Source organism: Lysinibacillus sp. NPDC094403 (genome assembly GCF_050278745.1).
GTDB lineage: Bacteria > Bacillota > Bacilli > Bacillales_A > Planococcaceae > Lysinibacillus.
On record NZ_JBNNTL010000005.1, the window covers coordinates 196290 to 213496 of the forward strand.

Annotated in this window: 14 protein-coding genes; 2 read left to right on the forward strand and 12 right to left on the reverse strand. The window is 39.2% G+C overall.

Features of this window, described 5'->3' with window-relative positions:
• Positions 1 to 378 precede the first annotated feature (378 nt).
• From ACQKMV_RS10880 to zapA, 5 genes are read right to left on the reverse strand one after another with little or no spacing between them, the layout of a single operon-like run.
• On the reverse strand, positions 379 to 792 hold the full coding sequence (locus tag ACQKMV_RS10880) for a DUF350 domain-containing protein (protein WP_427503892.1): 414 nt from the start codon (positions 790 to 792) through the stop codon (positions 379 to 381).
• Between the two features lie 21 nt (positions 793 to 813).
• Complete coding sequence (locus ACQKMV_RS10885; RefSeq protein WP_427503893.1) at positions 814 to 3180, reverse strand: endonuclease MutS2; 2367 nt, start codon at positions 3178 to 3180, stop codon at positions 814 to 816.
• Positions 3181 to 3198: 18 nt separating this feature from the next.
• Positions 3199 to 4908: a DNA polymerase/3'-5' exonuclease PolX gene (gene polX / locus ACQKMV_RS10890; RefSeq protein ID WP_427503895.1), complete on the reverse strand. Its 1710-nt coding sequence runs from the start codon at positions 4906 to 4908 to the stop codon at positions 3199 to 3201.
• Positions 4909 to 4967: 59 nt separating this feature from the next.
• Positions 4968 to 5507: a CvpA family protein gene (locus ACQKMV_RS10895; RefSeq protein ID WP_427423483.1), complete on the reverse strand. Its 540-nt coding sequence runs from the start codon at positions 5505 to 5507 to the stop codon at positions 4968 to 4970.
• A gap of 5 nt (positions 5508 to 5512) precedes the next feature.
• Positions 5513 to 5773: a cell division protein ZapA gene (gene zapA, locus ACQKMV_RS10900; protein ID WP_427503896.1), complete on the reverse strand. Its 261-nt coding sequence runs from the start codon at positions 5771 to 5773 to the stop codon at positions 5513 to 5515.
• A gap of 124 nt (positions 5774 to 5897) precedes the next feature.
• On the opposite strand from zapA, the gene rnhC reads away from it, so the two are divergent.
• Positions 5898 to 6824 (forward strand): ribonuclease HIII, encoded by a 927-nt coding sequence (gene rnhC, locus ACQKMV_RS10905; RefSeq protein WP_427503897.1) that lies wholly within the window; start codon positions 5898 to 5900, stop codon positions 6822 to 6824.
• A gap of 293 nt (positions 6825 to 7117) precedes the next feature.
• On the opposite strand, the gene ACQKMV_RS10910 is transcribed toward rnhC, so the two are convergent.
• The 5 genes from ACQKMV_RS10910 to ACQKMV_RS10930 all read right to left on the reverse strand — a co-directional run bounded on the left by ACQKMV_RS10910 (position 7118) and on the right by ACQKMV_RS10930 (position 14615).
• Positions 7118 to 9085 carry a methyl-accepting chemotaxis protein gene (locus ACQKMV_RS10910; protein WP_427503898.1) on the reverse strand — a complete coding sequence of 656 codons (1968 nt, stop codon included), beginning with the start codon at positions 9083 to 9085 and terminating at the stop codon, positions 7118 to 7120.
• A gap of 209 nt (positions 9086 to 9294) precedes the next feature.
• Positions 9295 to 11712, reverse strand: coding sequence for a phenylalanine--tRNA ligase subunit beta (pheT, locus tag ACQKMV_RS10915; protein ID WP_427503899.1), 2418 nt, complete (start codon positions 11710 to 11712; stop codon positions 9295 to 9297).
• A 12-nt stretch (positions 11713 to 11724) separates the two neighbouring features.
• Positions 11725 to 12762: a phenylalanine--tRNA ligase subunit alpha gene (gene pheS / locus ACQKMV_RS10920; protein ID WP_197144733.1), complete on the reverse strand. Its 1038-nt coding sequence runs from the start codon at positions 12760 to 12762 to the stop codon at positions 11725 to 11727.
• Positions 12763 to 12779: 17 nt separating this feature from the next.
• Positions 12780 to 13052 (reverse strand): hypothetical protein, encoded by a 273-nt coding sequence (locus ACQKMV_RS10925; protein WP_427503900.1) that lies wholly within the window; start codon positions 13050 to 13052, stop codon positions 12780 to 12782.
• A gap of 798 nt (positions 13053 to 13850) precedes the next feature.
• A complete protein-coding gene (locus ACQKMV_RS10930; protein WP_427503901.1) occupies positions 13851 to 14615 on the reverse strand; it encodes a TrmH family RNA methyltransferase in 765 nt (254 codons plus the stop codon).
• Between the two features lie 236 nt (positions 14616 to 14851).
• Between ACQKMV_RS10930 and ACQKMV_RS10935 the strand changes: the two genes are divergently transcribed.
• Positions 14852 to 15289, forward strand: coding sequence for a (deoxy)nucleoside triphosphate pyrophosphohydrolase (locus tag ACQKMV_RS10935; protein WP_427503902.1), 438 nt, complete (start codon positions 14852 to 14854; stop codon positions 15287 to 15289).
• Here the strand turns inward: ACQKMV_RS10935 and ACQKMV_RS10940 are convergent.
• Complete coding sequence (locus ACQKMV_RS10940) at positions 15286 to 16281, reverse strand: sensor domain-containing diguanylate cyclase (RefSeq protein WP_427503903.1); 996 nt, start codon at positions 16279 to 16281, stop codon at positions 15286 to 15288. The genes ACQKMV_RS10935 and ACQKMV_RS10940 overlap by 4 nt on opposite strands.
• Positions 16282 to 16305: 24 nt before the next feature.
• Positions 16306 to 17097: an alpha/beta fold hydrolase gene (locus ACQKMV_RS10945; protein ID WP_427503904.1), complete on the reverse strand. Its 792-nt coding sequence runs from the start codon at positions 17095 to 17097 to the stop codon at positions 16306 to 16308.
• Positions 17098 to 17207: the final 110 nt, after the last annotated feature.

A 17207-nucleotide genomic window follows, 5' to 3' on the forward strand; every position in this document is an offset into this window, starting at 1 on the left:
CTCTGGCTCTTCCTTCCGTCGCTCTGGCTTCTTTCCGTCACTTCGGCTCTTCCTTCCGTCGCTCTGATACTTCTTACCGTCGCTTTTGCTTTCCTTTCCGTCGCTCTGGCTTTCCTTTCCTTCGCTCTGGCTTCTTTCCATCGCTCTGATACTTCTTACCGTCGCTTTTGCTTTCCTTTCCGTCGCTCTGGCTCTTTTTTCCGTCGCTAGCTACCCGAGAAGTTCTTCTCCTTAACCAATTACTATGAAAAAAACGCATCCTCATAAAAGGATGCGTTTCTAAGTTTAAAGGGTCATCATATAATAGACACCGACTGCCAAAAATGCGATGCAGACAACGATTAGTACTTTTGCTAATTTTTCCATGTCATTACACTCCTATGCAATACTTGCCCCAATAACAAACGATAGACCGACTGAAATGGTAAAGGAAATGAAGCCAACTGAGCGATTATCATTTGCGATTTCTTGATCGACATTAAAACGTGGTGTCAAAAATTCAAATAAGAAATACGCTACAATCAGTAATGTAAAACCAAAAAGGCCCCAGCTAATCATTTCACTTAAAGTACTGTGGCGGGCAATGGAAAAACGAAAAATATTACAGATCCCCAGTATTTTCCCACCTGTTGCGAGTGCCACAGCGATATTACCATTTTTAATTTCTTCCCAATTTTTATATTTCGTAACGACTTCGAACAATGCCATCGAGACGACTAAACATAATACAACAACACTAAAGTATCCTGCCGTTTCGATAATTGGGTATCGCCAAAAGCTAGAATTCAGCATTTTCTCCGTCCCCTTTACAGCTTATTTCAATTCCACAACCGTGACGCCTAAGCCCCCCTCGCCGGCTTCACCAAAACGGAAGGATTTTACACGCTTATGTTTTTTCAAATAGGTTTGAATTCCTTGACGTAATGCACCTGTACCGACACCATGAATAATTGATACACGCCCATAGTTAGCAAGCAAGGCATCATCAATATATTTTTCTGTACGTATAATGGCGTCTTCATATCGTTCGCCGCGTAAATCTAATTCTAATTTTACATGGCTACTGCGATTTTTCACACCAGCAATACGTTGCACAGGTTCTTTTTCAGGTTTAATGTACTCTAGATCACTATCTGAGATTTTCATTTTCAAAATACCCATTTGGACAATCCATTCGGAATTCGATGCTTTTTCGAGCAATGTACCTCTTTGTCCATAGCTTAACACCTTTACCTCGTCTCCGACAACTAAGTTTTGTGCACGGGCCTTTACTTGTGCCGCTTTTTTCAGCACTTTATTGTTTTCAAGCGGTGTAGCTTCTTCCAGTCGTTTACGAGCTTCGATGAGCTCATGCTCCTTGACAACTTGGTCTGCATTTTTGCGCATTTCTCGAAGCTCCGCAATAATTGATTCTGCTTCTCTTTTGGCTTCATCAACAATTTTACGAGCTTTTTCTTTCGCTTTTTTATCGAGTGCCTCTTTGCGTTCCTCGTAAGCTTGTAATTTTCCTTGTAACTCTTTACGAAGGTCTTCAGACTCCATCAGTAATTCATGAGAGCGTTCTGCATCATCTTCGGATTGGCGACGAGTCTCTTCAAGTGAAGCAATCATTGACTCCACCTCATGACGATCTGTGCCTGTAAAGCTTTTCGCACGGTCAATAATCGACTCTGGTAAGCCAAGGCGACTTGAAATTTCAAATGCATTGGAGCGACCTGGTACACCAATTAGTAGGCGATATGTTGGGCTCAATGTCTCGATATCAAACTCTACACTTGCATTGGCAACTCCTGGACGATTATAGCCGTATGCTTTTAGCTCAGGATAATGCGTTGTTGCCATAACGCGGGCACCACGACCATGTACTTCATCTAAAATGGAGATGGCCAGAGCTGCACCTTCCTGAGGATCTGTCCCAGCACCTAATTCATCAAATAGAACGAGTGACTCGTAATCAAACTTTTGTAAGATATCTACTATGTTGACCATATGGGAGGAGAATGTTGATAATGATTGTTCTATTGACTGTTCATCTCCAATATCCGCAAAAAGCTGCTTGAAAACGGCAAGCTCTGAACCATCAAGTGCAGGCACTGGTAACCCTGCCTGTGCCATTAATGTACACAGTCCGACTGTTTTTAAAGTGACAGTTTTACCGCCAGTGTTTGGTCCTGTAATCACAATTGCCGTAATGTCTTTACCAAATTCAATATCGTTAGCAACCGCCATTTCAATTGGTAAAAGTGGATGACGTGCACGCACAAGTCGAATATAGCCATCATTATTCATTTTAGGCATTGTACATTTGTTCGCTTGACCGTACTTGCCTTTAGCTAAAATGACGTCAATCTCACCTAGTACTTTTACTAAATTAAATAAATCCGGAGCTACTTCCTCTACCATTGCACTTAGAGCAAGTAAAATACGTTCAACTTCAGCCTGCTCTTTCATTTTTAAACGATGAATTTCATTATTCGCTTGTACAACAGAATCAGGCTCGATGAATAACGTTTGACCAGAAGATGATTGGTCATGCACAATTCCACCATAATGATGACGATACTCTTGCTTAACTGGGATAACAAAACGATCATTACGAATCGTTACAAGCGTATCTGAGAGCATTTTTGAAGCATTGCTCCCACGTGTAAGACTTTCCAGCTTAGACCGTACTTTAGCTTCCTCAGCGCGCAAAGATTGGCGAATTGAACGCAAAGTTTGGCTTGCAGAGTCTAGCACTGAGCCGTTGTCATCAATACAGTTATTAATTTCATGCTGCAAGCCAGTTAAAACGGGCATTGCCTCCTTTTTGGCGATGAAATGAGGAATCTCAATCACTTCTTCTGATTCTATATCTTCAATAAAATTGCGAAGAATTCTACTAGCTCGAATCGTACTTGAAACTTCCATTAACTCTATTGCTGAAAGCATGCCACCGATTTGGGCACGCCTTGCAGCCGGTCGCACATCAAAAATTCCACCCATCGGTACATTGCCTTTTACACGTAAAATGGATAGTCCTTCATCCATTTCCTCTAATAATTGTACAACTTTTTCATAATCTGTCTGTGGTACAAGCTCATCAATGGCTGATTTGCCGATTGAAGAAGTACAGTATGTAGCCACTTGTTGACGTACTTTATCATATTCTAGTGTTTTCAATGCGCGTTCGGCGATCACTGAGAACACCTCCTCAACCTATTTATTTCGTCGAATAAACGCTTCAAATTGTTCTCGCGTCCATGTATTCACAATCATATCCTTTTTCAACCATGCTCTGTTTGCGTAGCGCACCCCTATATCCATGAAACGTAAATGAGCGATATCATGGGCATCCGTATTGATTGCCACGGGCACACCAGCTGCCAAAGCCATTTCTAAATGCTCTACACATAAATCAAGACGATATGGATTCGCATTTAACTCTAAAATTTTACCATATTCCTTTGCCCACGCAATTAATTGCCCCATATCAGGATTATAGCCATTACGATCCTCAATAATGCGACCAGTTGGATGTGCAATCATATGAACGTATGGATTTTGCATCGCCGTAAGCAAACGCGCCATAATTTTGTCCTGCGATTGTGTAAAGCTAGAGTGAATTGAAGCAATGACAAAATCTAACTCTCTTAGTACATCATCTTCGAAATCAAGGGAACCATCCGGCAAAATATCCATTTCCGTCCCTGCGTATAAGTGGAAATCTGGATGTGTTTCATTAAACGCCTCAATTTCAGCACGTTGTTTTGTTAAGCGCTCTGGCGTTAAACCATTCGCTACTTTTAAAAATTGTGAGTGGTCAGTAATAACGCTATACTGATAGCCTCGCGCAATCAATGCCTCGCCCATTTCAGCTACAGAGTACGCACCATCAGACCATGTCGTATGCATATGCAAATCTGCTTTAATATCTTCTAATTTCACTAGACCTTTAATGTCATCCGTTTTGTCAAATTCCGTTGTTCCTGTACGCAAGCTAGGCGGGATAAATGGTAAATCAAAATGCGCAAAAAATTCCTCTTCATCCTTAAACGTTAATACGGTACCATCAGCCTGCTCTACACCATATTCACTAATCTTTTCACCACGGGCTTTAGCAATTTGGCGCATGCGGACATTGTGATCTTTCGAGCCTGTGAAATGATGTAAGGCCGTTGCATATTCAGCATCTTTTACTAATCGGAAATCTACACTTACAGGCTCATCTAGATCTAAAATAACTGAAATCTTTGTATCACCAGCTGCTACGACTTCTTGTACCGAAAGCTCATTTAGTAACTTTTCACGTACAGTTTCAACTACTTCAGTGACAACAATAAAATCAATATCTTTACTTGTTTCAGCTGCACGACGGAAGCTTCCAGCAACAGAAAAACGTTCCACTTCTTCCATACTACCTAGAAGAGCTTCAATTTGTAAAACAACTGGCTCTAGCTGCCAAATCGGCAAACGTTCTGAACGATTTGCTAAATTTGCAAGTTCCTTTAAAATTTTTTCTTCTGTTTTTGCTGCAAAGCCTGCTAGCTCTCGAACCTTACATGCCTCACATGCAGCCTTTAAACTTTCCGCAGAATCGATCCCTAATTCTTGATGAAGCTTTGCGATTTTTTTACCACCTAAGCCTGGAAGTTTTAATAACGGAAGCAATCCTTTTGGCACAATTTCTTCTAATTCTTTTAATAAGCTTGATTCACCATTTGTCATTAAATCCTCAATAACCGCAGCTGTACCTTTACCAATACCTTTAAGCTTTGTTACATCCTCCATCTCACTTAATGAGCGCTCGTCCCCCTCAAGTGCAGCAGCAGCTTTTCGAAAGGCAGACACTTTGAATGGATTTTCCCCTTGTAATTCCATATACAATGCAATTTTTTCAAGTGTTCGAATAATTGTTTTTTTGTTCATTGGGAATTCCTCCTATCGTAAAAACACTTCCCTCAAAACCGAGAGAAGTGCACAGTTTGCTATTGCATATAAATATACCACCAGTTTTGGAACATACTTGTAATAATTGGAGTGTGTTCCAAAATGAGACCACTTAACAACGACTTCGACATTAAACTTTGGATAAAATCAACTGGCAATAAGGCAAGAATGTACAGCAAAATAAACATTATTAAATAGTTTTCAATCATGCCAAACAATGCTCCAAGCCAACGATTCAATGTACCTAACACAGGTAAATACGCTATAAAATCAAAAATCGATGCTACAATTTGCAATGTAATTTTCACAGCAAAGAAAATTACAGCAAAGGCAATGACACGGTAAAAAGTGCGGTCTAAATCCAGGCTATCAATGACTACTCCAAGACTACCTGAATCCGTTACACCAGGGTACGGAACCCAAAAAACAAATTTTTGTGCTAATGGTTTATAATAGATATACGCAACTATTAGGGCAACTATAAAGCTAACAATATGCATCATCTGTACAATGAAACCACGTTTTGCTCCAACGATGAGCCCAGCTAATAGCACCACTAATATGATTAAATCTAACATTCACTTCAACCCTTTAATTTTTTCAATTCATCTTCTAGTTGCTCCATTTGTTCTTTTAATAGTAAATAATCGTGAACGGTATTTACTGCTGTAAGAACGGCAAGCTTTGTGCTATCAAGTGAGGGATTATGTACATTCATTTCGCGCATACGGTCGTCAACAATCGAAGCGACAAGTCGCATATGTCCAATGGATTCAGAGCCGACCATTTTATATGTATGGCCGTATATTTCCACAGAAATTTTATTCTTATCTTGATTTTCCATAGTCGCACCCTCCTTGTACTCACGATTTTTTTTGATTGTGAGCAGCATACACAAAAAAGCTATTTATTATCATACCATGAAAGGTATAAAATTGTGAACAATGAGGACAGAAAGGAACGAGTAAATGTCAAATATTGTACTTTCAATATCAACAAAAATACAAAAAGAGGTGATGTCCTACTACGCAAATCATTTTGTAGAACGGAAAGCACCAGGAGTAATCTTTGCCGCAAAGCTCCCAGATACAGCAATCACAATGTACAAATCAGGTAAATTAATGTTCCAAGGGGGAGGAGCTGAGCGAGAAGCTGCACGTTGGGGAAACATAGAAGTTACAAATACAAAAAAATCATCGTCGATTGGAGCAAAGGGCGACGTTCTGCCAGAAGGTTTTGCTGCGATGTCAGTGCTAGGCTCAGATGAAACGGGTACTGGTGATTATTTCGGTCCAATAACAGTTGCAGCGGTATACGTTCCTTCATCAAAAATTGCGCTTATAAACGAACTTGGTGTCAAGGATTCGAAAATGCTAACGGATGATTACATGCGCAAAATAGCGCCAGATTTACGTGCAGCTTGCGTCCATAGTGTGCTTGTACTACGTAATGAAAAATATAACGAATTACAATCACGAGGCTACTCTCAAGGAAAGATGAAAGCTATGATGCACAATAGGGCACTTAAAAACACACTGTCAAAAATGGCACCCGAAAAACCAGAGCATATATTAATAGATCAGTTTGCGGAACGTGGCGTGTATTACAATTACTTAAAAAATGAACGAGAAATTATTCGAGAAGATGTACTATTTTCTACGAAGGCCGAGCAACTACACGTTTCAGTAGCAACTGCATCGATATTAGCTCGTGCTGCATTTTTAAAAGAAATGGACAGACTAAGTGAGATTGCTGGGATAGAGTTGTTGAAGGGAGCTTCAGCGAAAGTAGATGCATTAGCAGCACGTATTTGGCGAAAACAAGGTGAGGAATTTTTACGTTCCATTACGAAATGGCATTTTGCTAATACTGAAAAAGCTAAGAAGATGAAATAAAGTGAAACTTTTATCAGTGGGGGTTTTTTTCATCCCATGCTGATTATTAGTTGAACGAATCGGGCTTTTACGGGCAGTTTATCTCCCCCCTAACTTCTTTGCTATTGCCGAATTTTGAGGTGGGAGTAATACGCCCGTTAATGTGGGATATACTTGGTATTATAGACCACAAAAAAAAATTCGCTATACTCCAGCAGAGAACTAATTTACACTACTTGTTCTCTACTGTAGTTAGCGAATTTTTTATATCAAAAAGTTATCATAATCATTTTAGAAGGATTTTTGATTCCAACTTAATATTTAAATTGTTGAATCGTTTCTTGTAGATTTTCAGACATTTTAGCAAGGGCTTCGGCCGATGCAGCGATTTCTTCGATAGTAGCAAGCTGTTCCTCTGTTGCAGCGGAAATATTTTGTGCGCTTGCTGTATTTTCATTGGTTTGTTCAAGTACACTTTCAATTCCCATCTCCACTTGATGGGCGTGTTCAGAAATAACTTTAGATGCCTCCGAAATTTGTCCTATTTCATAGGTTACACTTTGCACATTTGTACGAATCTCTTCAAATGACTTTCCTGCCGTATTTGTTATATCAATTCCCTTTACTACCTCAGCTGAACCGGCAGCCATTGATTCAACCGCTAATTCTGTATCAGCTTGAATCTGTGAAATAATATCCTTGATTTGCAGTGTGGATTGTGCAGATTGTTCTGCTAGCTTTCGTACCTCTTCAGCTACGACCGCGAAACCTTTTCCATGCTCACCGGCACGGGCAGCTTCGATTGCTGCGTTTAAAGCTAGTAGGTTCGTTTGATCAGCAATTTGGGTTATAGCCTCCACAATGTGCCCAATTTCGTGAGAACGCTTGTCTAATGTTTGCACTGTCTTTTCAAGGGCTTGTACAGTATTTTGAATCATGGTCATTTGTTGCACAGCTGTTTGAATAGTCTCATCACCAATCATAACAGCACCCATAGCTTTATTAGACATCTCATTAACAGCACCAGCTTTTGCTGAAATATGCTGAATGGATGATGACATTTCAAGTACAGCATTATTACTTTCCTGAATAGTTTCTCCCTGCATGTCAACCGTCTCAGCAAATGTTTGAATGGAATCAACAATTTGCGATGTTGCTCGCTTATTTTCTGCAGTGCTTGCAGTTAGCTGCTCTGAAGAATTGGCCAATAAATTTGATTTCTCGCCAATATTACCAACTACCCCACGTAAAGAGAAGATCATTTTATTAAAAATATTAGCTAGTTTTCCAATCTCATCATTTCTTCTTATGTCGATCAGGTTGCGCAAATCGCCTTCACCTACTTGTTCAGCAACTGTAGATAGCTCTTTCAGTGGACGAGTGATTGAGGCAATGATCATGCCACCGATTATCCCACAGATAATTAAAGCGATAGCAATGACTGCTGTTGTCGATTTTAAAATTGGAGCAGTGACAGCTGTTACATCCGTTAAATCCATAATACCGATAATTTTCCACCCTGTAAGTTTATTAGTAGTGAAAAATACTTGATGCTCCTTGCCATCTTCCTTAATTTTAAAGCTACCTTCTTCTTTACCTTGCATCTTTTCTATATACGAATCTTTCAGCTTGGTTCCCACTTCAACATTCGGATCTGCTATTGTAAGATTATTGGCATTCACTAATGAAGCATAGCCACTTTTCCCAATCACCACATTATCTACAAGCTTCGCAATTTCAGCAAGATTCAAATCTATAGAAACAACCCCGGATTTGTCACGTAATCCCGAAGCTACAGTTAAAGTTAAATCGCCTGAGATATTTGATTTATATGGGTCCATCACGACCCCTTTACCTGGCGACTCCATAGCCTTTAAATACCAGGGACGCAGAAACGGATTATAATCAGACGGCATTTCATGATATGGATTACGTAAAAAACCATGGCCTTCTAATGTTAAAGCAACTACCGAAACACTATTATGTAAAGCATTGTATTTATCTAATTCCTTTAATGCATCTGCATCTTTCCAATCCTTATTAAAATAAGCTGCCAAATATTCTGCATCACTTATGATTGGAGAAATTTCTTTTGTCACTAAAGAATTAATTAAATCGACATTCTCACGTGATCTATCACTTAATTCGTTATAATATAGGTTATCTGATTTCATGTATGAAAATGTACCAATTGCAATACTCGGAATTAAGAGTGTCATTGTAAATGCCCAGATTAACCGAGCACGTACGGATAAGCTTTTTCGTTTTCGATAATCTTTCAAGATCGTTATCTCCTCTTACTATTTTTTCTATCCAGTTTCTACTATACACATAATAAATACTTAAGATTCATTTTTTGTTATTTCAAAATATTATTAAAAACTTAAAATATCCAAAAATTATGTATTGATTAATCATATAAACGTTAATAAGTGCCTTCCAACTAAAAAAGCTGCCTCATTACGAGACAGCTCATAAAAAAATTATTAAATTAGCGTACTTCTGTACCTTCAATTGTTGCAATAGCTTTTAACACTTTATTATGTGCTGCAACAACCTCTTCATCTGTTAAGGTACGTTCTGGATCGAAGTATGTTAGGGAGAATGCCACTGATTTTTTACCAGCATCCATTTTTTCACCTTCGTATACGTCGAATACGCGAACGTCTTTCAATAATTTCACACCTGCCGAACGAATAGCAGTAATGACTTCTCCAGCTGTTGTTGCACGGTCCATGATAAGGGCAATATCACGAGACATTGCTGGGAAACGTGGTACTGGTGTATAGGCAAGTGGTGCTTCTTTAGCAGTAGCATTTAATAATGTTACTAGATTCATCTCCATTACATAAGTGTCTTTTACACCCCATGCTTTTTGTTCTGCAGGATGTAATCCACCGATAATGCCGACTTGTTCACCGTCTAAAAGAATGCTAGCCGTACGTCCTGGGTGTAAACCATCTACTTCAGCTTTCACAAATGAAATACGATCCTCTAGACCAAGCTTACCAATAACACCTTCTACAATGCCTTTTAAGACGAAGAAATCTACTGCTTTTTTCTCACCTTGCCAAGCATGGTCAAGCCATATTCCTGTTACTACTGCTGCCATATGCTCTTCCTCATATGGTAGCCCCTCTTCTGATTGACCAAGGAATACTGAACCAATTTCATACAATGCCACATTGTCAGCTTTACGTGCAACATTATAAGCAGCCGCTTCAATTAAATGCGGTATAAGACTTTGACGTAGTGTTGAACGGTCCTCACTCATCGGCATAAGTAAACGTGTAACTGGCTCAGCTTTTAATGCAAAGCGTTGTGACAATGCCTCTGAAGTTAATGAGTAAGTTACAGCTTGGTAAAGACCTGCCCCTTCCATGTAATTACGAACTACACGACGATTTGCTTGATATGGCGTTAAACGGCCTACTTGGTTTGCTCCCTCTGGTAAAGTCATCGGAATTTCATCATAGCCGTATAGACGAGCAATTTCCTCTACGATATCTTCTTCAATTTTAATATCTTGACGACGTGTTGGCGCATCAACGATTAGTAAACCGTTTGCTGCTTCTACGCCAAATTTAAGACGCTCTAAAATAGACAGCATCTCTTCTAATGAAATTTTCATTCCTAAACGTTCATTAATAAAATCTGGAGAAACGACCACTCGTGCTGGAGATTTATCTAGTTCATCCACGATGCATGTTCCCTCTAACACTTCACCGCCAGCTAATTCAGCTAGTAGCGCTGCGGCACGTTCTGCAGCAGGTAACACACGGTTAGGGTCAACACCCTTTTCAAAACGAGCAGAAGCATCTGAACGAAGTCCAAGATGACGTGATGCTTGACGTACAGTTAAGCCGTCGAAATAAGCAGATTCGATTACAACCGTTGTTGTAGAATCGTTTACTTCAGAGTTTGCACCACCCATTACACCTGCGATAGCTACTGGCTCTTTGCCATTTGTAATGACTAAATCTGTTGCTTTTAATGTACGCTCTTGGTCATCTAAAGTTGTAATTTTTTCGCCCTCTGTTGCTTTACGTACTACGATTTCACCTGTTGCTAGGCTATCGTAGTCAAAGGCATGAAGCGGTTGGCCGTATTCCATTAAAATGTAGTTTGTTACATCGACTACATTATTGTGTGGGCGTACGCCTGCTGCCATTAAACGATTTTGTAGCCACATCGGTGATTCCGCGATTTTTACGTTTTTCACAACTTTTGCTACATACATTGGGTTTGCTTGTAAATCTTCTACTCGAAGTTTTAACATGTCTTCTGCTTTTTCAGAAGATGTGCTGTAGGCGATTTCTGGATATTTCACTTCTTCAGATAGAATTGCACCAACTTCGTACGCCACGCCTAGCATTGACAACGCGTCTGAGCGGTTTGGTGTTAAACCAAGCTCTAATACTGTGTCACGTAGACCTAAAATAGCAAGGGCATCCGAGCCGACCTCAGCATCCTCAGGAAGTACATAGATACCTTCAGAATATGCTTTAGGAACAAGCTTTCCTTCGATTCCTAACTCTTGTAATGAACAAATCATACCGTTTGATTCATGTCCACGAAGTTTTGCTTTTTTTATTTTAATGCCGCCTGGTAAATGTGCACCTGGACGAGCAACAATAACTTTTTGACCAGCATCAACGTTTGGAGCACCACAAATAATTTGTTGTGGCTCAGCTTCACCAACATCCACTTGGCAAATATTTAATTTATCTGCTTCAGGATGTTTCTCTTTTGATACGACATAGCCGACAACAACTTTTTCCATTGCGTTAGCACGGTCAATTACTGCATCTACTTCAATTCCAGAGCGTGTAATTTTTTCAGCTAACTCCTCAGGCGTTAAATCCTGTGTACTTACATAATCTTTTAACCATTCTAATGATACTAACATTTTTTATCCCCCTTACGCCTCTGTTCGCTCGAATTGTGATAAGAAACGTGTGTCACTCGTATAGAAATGACGAATATCGTCGACACCATATTTCAACATTGCGATACGTTCAGCACCAATACCGAATGCAAAGCCTGACACTTTTTTCGGATCATAGCCTGCCATTTCAAGAACATTTGGATGAACCATACCTGCTCCTAAAATTTCAATCCAGCCTGTACCTTTACATACGTTACAGCCAGAACCACCACATTTGAAGCAAGAAATATCCATTTCAACAGATGGCTCTGTGAATGGGAAGAAACTTGGACGAAGTCGAATTTCGCGGTCAGCACCGAACATTTTTTTCGCTAATGTATCAAGCGTACCTTTAAGGTCACTCATGCGAATATTTTCACCAATCACTAGCCCTTCAATTTGCATGAATTGGTGAGAGTGTGTAGCATCATCGTTGTCACGACGGAATACTTTCCCTGGACAAATAATGCGAATTGATTCACCTTTCTTCTCTTCCATCGTGCGAGCTTGCACAGGAGAAGTATGCGTACGTAATAATATTTCCTCGGAAATATAGAATGAATCCTGCATATCACGAGCAGGGTGTCCTTTCGGCAAGTTCAGCGCCTCGAAGTTATAATAATCCTTTTCCACTTCAGGACCTTCGGCAATTTCATAGCCCATACCGATAAATAAATCTTCAATTTCTTCAATAACACGTGTTAAAGGATGACGATTGCCGACTTTAATCTCACGGCCAGGTAAAGTGACATCAATCGACTCACTTGCTAATTTTTCAGCAATTGCAGCTTCCTCTAGCACAGTTACCTTTTCCTCTAATACAGCAGTTACATTTTCACGAACCGTATTGACTAAGGCACCCATTTTCGGGCGTTCCTCAGCTGATAATTTCCCCATACCTTTTAATAAATCAGTGATAGGTCCTTTTTTTCCTAGATATGCTACTCGCACATCATTTAATTCCTTTAAATTTGCTGCCGCTTCAATTTTAGCAAGTGCTTCTTGCTCTAATTGTTTTAATTGCTCTTCCATTTATAAACCCTCCTTGATTAAATCATTTTCGCCTTGGCGTAATTGCCGCTGTCGCTTCGCTTTCGCGCAGAAAACATTTGCCGCTGCCGCTTCGCTTTCGTGCAGAAAACATTTGCCGCTGTCGCTTCGCTTTCGCGCAGAAAACATTTGCCGCTGCCGCTTCGCTTTCGCGCAGAAAACATTTGCCGCTGCCGCTTCGCTTTCGCGCAGAAAACATTTGTAGCTGTCGCTTTGCTTTCGCTACAGATAAACAATGCGTCCGGATTTTGAATTGTGCCAGCACAACTCATTCCTTTGAAAATCCAAAACATCCTTTGATGGCATAAAAAAACTCGCCCCTAAAAAAGGGACGAGGACATATTCGCGGTACCACCCTAGTTATTGCATAGAAAACTCCTAGCAATCACTTCATTGACATAACGACTAGATTAAAGCCGGCGTACCTTTACAGCATTTAGCTGGTCCCGGTAGCTGCTCGCGGGGTGAATTCAAAACTGCATTGGTACGGCACTGGCTCTCAATCTTCGTCCTGTGCTCCCTGTCGTCCATTCACAATCTTTACTACTTCCCGGTCAAAGCATTTTAGTTTACATTTTAACAGTGATTATACAATACTATACCAATTCAAATCAAGAGCCATGTGCCCATTACTAGCGATATTGATGATTCTATCGGCAGTTTTAGGTTCATCACCATAGCGTGTGGTTGATTTCCGTTCCGACTGGGCGCTTTTATCGCTGACGCTTCGCTTTCGCGCAGAGCAGAGCTTCCTGGGGGCGTCCGATGAGCCGCTTCACTCGCGGTGCTCGCTCCAGGGTCTCGGGCCAACAGATGTTTTTTGCGCGAAAGCGTAGTGCTAACGAAGCGGTAGCAGCACCGAGGTTGGTCACGAAGGCGTTATCACAGGATGTGATGCTTTTAGCCTTCGTTCCTCTATTGCTGATCCCCAAGGAGTCGCCCATTCTCCACTCCAATCAACTAACATACAGTGTATACATCCCAAAAATGTAATACAACTTTTGGTGATAGTCCAAATTTTAACAATTTTACAACACCATTGTTATTCTAAATGTGATTGCTTTTATTAACTACTTAACAAATCCATATAAAACAATTCCTGTTGCCACTGCTACATTTAGAGACTCTGCTTGCCCCAATATCGGAATGATAATATTTTGATCTGTCATTGAAAGTAGTTGTGGATGAATGCCACTACCTTCATTGCCCATCATAATAGCGAATGCACCGGTATGCTCAACATCACTATAGACAACTGCATCTTCATCCAAAGCAGTTCCAAATACTGGTACATCATTATCCTGTAGCTGCTCAATCCATTCCTCTAGATTGCCACGAAGGACAGGAATATGGAAATGCGAGCCTTGTGCAGAGCGAAGCGTTTTAGGATTATATATATCCGCACAACCCTTGCCGAGTATTACTGCATCCAAACCAGCTGCATCCGCAGTACGAATCATCGTCCCAATATTCCCTGGATCTTGGACGGCATCAATTAGTAGCACCTTGCGCCACGAAGCCATTACATCTTCTTCTAACAAAGGTTGCTTACAAACTGCAAATACACCTTGAGATGTCTCCGTTTCAGCAAACTCCTTGGCAACAGCCGCTGTTATTTCAACGATAGCTACATTATCAATCGGCCAAAGCATTGGTAAATCTACACCTTCACGTACAATTAGCTGTAGCACCTGTTCGTTATTTTTTAATGCTTCCTCTACCAAATGGAATCCCTCTACTATGAATTCTCCGGATCTTTCACGCTCTTTACGTGTTGTCGCTAGCTTCTTCCAATATTTCACTAAAGCATTTTGCGTAGATTCAATTCTTTTCATCGTACCTCGTACCGCCTTTTTCCTATTTACTGTTCATTATTATACAGTAGAAAACTACAAATTACATAGTCATGCAAAAAACAGTTTAATTGTTATATCTTTTTCTTTTATAATCAACTTTTCACCCCCAGATAATTACAAAATCACAGAAATACATGTTATAATTTTCAATATTTCAGAAATACAAATGATTCCCATTTTGGGTGATGGAGAAATAAATTTGAGGGTGAAAATAAATGAAAAGAAATGTACATGTAGTAGGTGCCATTATTGAAAATGACAAGCATGAAATTTTTTGTGCGTTAAGAAATCCTAATATGGTACTAGCAAATTATTGGGAATTTCCTGGTGGTAAAATCGAAGAGGGCGAATCGCCGGAACAAGCTTTATCTCGTGAAATATTAGAGGAATTTAATTGCTCTATAGACGTCGGGGACAAGGTTGAGGATACCATTTATGAATACGAAAAATTTATAGTACGCTTAGAAACATTTAAAGCGTCGATTATAAAGGGAGAGCCGGTCATGCTAGAACATGCTGAAATTAGATGGATTCCTCGACATCAACTTCTAGATCTTAATTTCGCTCCTGCCGATATTCCAGCGATAAAAAAATACTTGCTGAAAGATAATACTATTCATAAACAAAAGGATGACATTAAAAAAATGCCTTAATTGTCATCCTTTTGTTTACTCAAATCTCTACAATGAGTTACCCTATTTCTCCCATTCTCCTTAGAGGCATATAAAGCTTCATCAGCTCTTTTTAATATTGTAGCCTCACTATCCTTTAAGGTGGCTGTCGCCATTCCGATACTCACTGTTATTTTTCCAGTTTGCCATTTTGCATATTCAACAGCCCGTCTTAAATACTCAGCGATATCTTTAGCCTCGTCCTCATTAGTTTCAGGTAAAATAACAACGAATTCTTCTCCACCATAACGTGCGACTGTATCTTCTGAACGAGCCTGAGTTTTTAATATTTGTGCTAATTGTGCAAGGACTTCATCTCCTACTTGATGCCCGAATGTGTCATTTACTTTTTTGAAATGATCGATATCTAAAATAAAGAGTGAAAATGATTTTGCAGTTTTGTCGAAAATAGAAAACTGTTCTTCTAGTTTTTCTTGAAAGAACCTTCTATTTTTCAAACCAGTTAGCTTATCTGTTACTGATAATTCTATTAATGTAGCATTCATTTCTAATAGCTCTGCTTGTTTTTGTTCGATTTCTAAATGAATCTGTTCTAATTTTGCTAATGCTCTTTCCTTATCAATATAAGCTGCTTCCACTTGTTTTTTAGCTGATCGTAACTCTAGTTCATAATCAATTCGCTTCTTCATCTTCACTAAAATACAATCAATTCGCTCCATCTCATCCTCAGTATACATCCTAGCATTCAACAAATATGGATTAGAAACACCATCCTGATGCTTAAAACTAATAAATAGTTCTTCTACACACCTTTGTAAATTAATAGTAGGGTAAAAATAAGAATGAAAAATCAGCTTATTAGGTATAGACATGAGAAATTCAATATGTTTATTTAACACATCCGCCTGTTCATAGCCTATCCATTTGAGAAAAGTTTGATTTACTTCTGTTATAATCCCTTCATGTGTAATGGAAAGAAAACCACAAGGCGCATAGTTCAATTGTTTATCCATTTTTTGAATATCCTTTCATGTTTCTTACAAAAAGCCTTTGATACAGCGAATCGTTTCTTCTGGATGGCTAATATGTGGGTAATGACCTTTTGCCTCCATTAATATCAATGTACTATTTTTCAAGTGAATATGTAAAAATTCTCCTATCTCAATCGGTACAATGCTGTCATCTGAACATTGCATAATAAGTGAAGGAACTGTCACTTTTACTAAGTCGTCACGATAATCAGATAAAAAAGTTACTTCAGCAAATTCTCTAGCAATAACAGGATTAGCTGCAATAAATGTTTGCTCCAATTCCTGTGATAATCTAGGAACCTCAGGATTTTTCATAGCTATAGGAGCCAAGTAACTTGCCCATCCTGAAAAATTCATTTCCATCATATCCAGTAGTTCTGTAATATCACTTAATTCGAAACCGCCATGATAAGCACCGTCATTTAAATAACATGGAGATGGCCCAATCATCACTAATTTTTTGAAATATTCAGGACGTTTTATTGATGCTAACATTCCTATCATTGAGCTAATAGAATGTCCAACAAATATAATCTCGTTCAAATTTAAAAATTCGATAATGTCTAGTAGATCTTGTACATAACCGTGCAAAGTATTGTATTTTTCAGATTTATAAGCGTTTAAATCCGATTTTCCCGAACCAACATAATCAAACAATATTATTTGAAAATTTTCTTCAAATGCAGGTGTGATAAAGCGCCACATATTTTGATCGCATCCAAAGCCGTGCGCAAAAATAATAGTTTGATCCCCCTTGCCTATTATTTTTACATTATTACGAACAATAACATCCATCATCGCATTTACTCCCTTTAGAATTTATGTATTACATTCATTTTGACCTTGAGGGCAATAATTATCAAGATAAATGAAGGATTATTATTGCTGTGAGCTTTACTTTCTTCAAC

Bases quoted from the DNA above. Each gene is read 5' to 3' on its own strand.
- ACQKMV_RS10880 (WP_427503892.1), bottom strand. From the start codon at position 792: ATGCTGAATTCTAGCTTTTGGCGATACCCAATTATCGAAACGGCAGGA.
- polX (WP_427503895.1), bottom strand. From the start codon at position 4,908: ATGAACAAAAAAACAATTATTCGAACACTTGAAAAAATTGCATTGTAT.
- ACQKMV_RS10895 (WP_427423483.1), bottom strand. From the start codon at position 5,507: ATGTTAGATTTAATCATATTAGTGGTGCTATTAGCTGGGCTCATCGTT.
- zapA (WP_427503896.1), bottom strand. From the start codon at position 5,773: ATGGAAAATCAAGATAAGAATAAAATTTCTGTGGAAATATACGGCCAT.
- rnhC (WP_427503897.1), top strand. From the start codon at position 5,898: ATGTCAAATATTGTACTTTCAATATCAACAAAAATACAAAAAGAGGTG.
- pheT (WP_427503899.1), bottom strand. From the start codon at position 11,712: ATGTTAGTATCATTAGAATGGTTAAAAGATTATGTAAGTACACAGGAT.
- pheS (WP_197144733.1), bottom strand. From the start codon at position 12,762: ATGGAAGAGCAATTAAAACAATTAGAGCAAGAAGCACTTGCTAAAATT.
- ACQKMV_RS10925 (WP_427503900.1), bottom strand. From the start codon at position 13,052: ATGAGTTGTGCTGGCACAATTCAAAATCCGGACGCATTGTTTATCTGT.
- ACQKMV_RS10930 (WP_427503901.1), bottom strand. From the start codon at position 14,615: ATGAAAAGAATTGAATCTACGCAAAATGCTTTAGTGAAATATTGGAAG.
- ACQKMV_RS10935 (WP_427503902.1), top strand. From the start codon at position 14,852: ATGAAAAGAAATGTACATGTAGTAGGTGCCATTATTGAAAATGACAAG.
- ACQKMV_RS10940 (WP_427503903.1), bottom strand. From the start codon at position 16,281: ATGGATAAACAATTGAACTATGCGCCTTGTGGTTTTCTTTCCATTACA.
- ACQKMV_RS10945 (WP_427503904.1), bottom strand. From the start codon at position 17,097: ATGATGGATGTTATTGTTCGTAATAATGTAAAAATAATAGGCAAGGGG.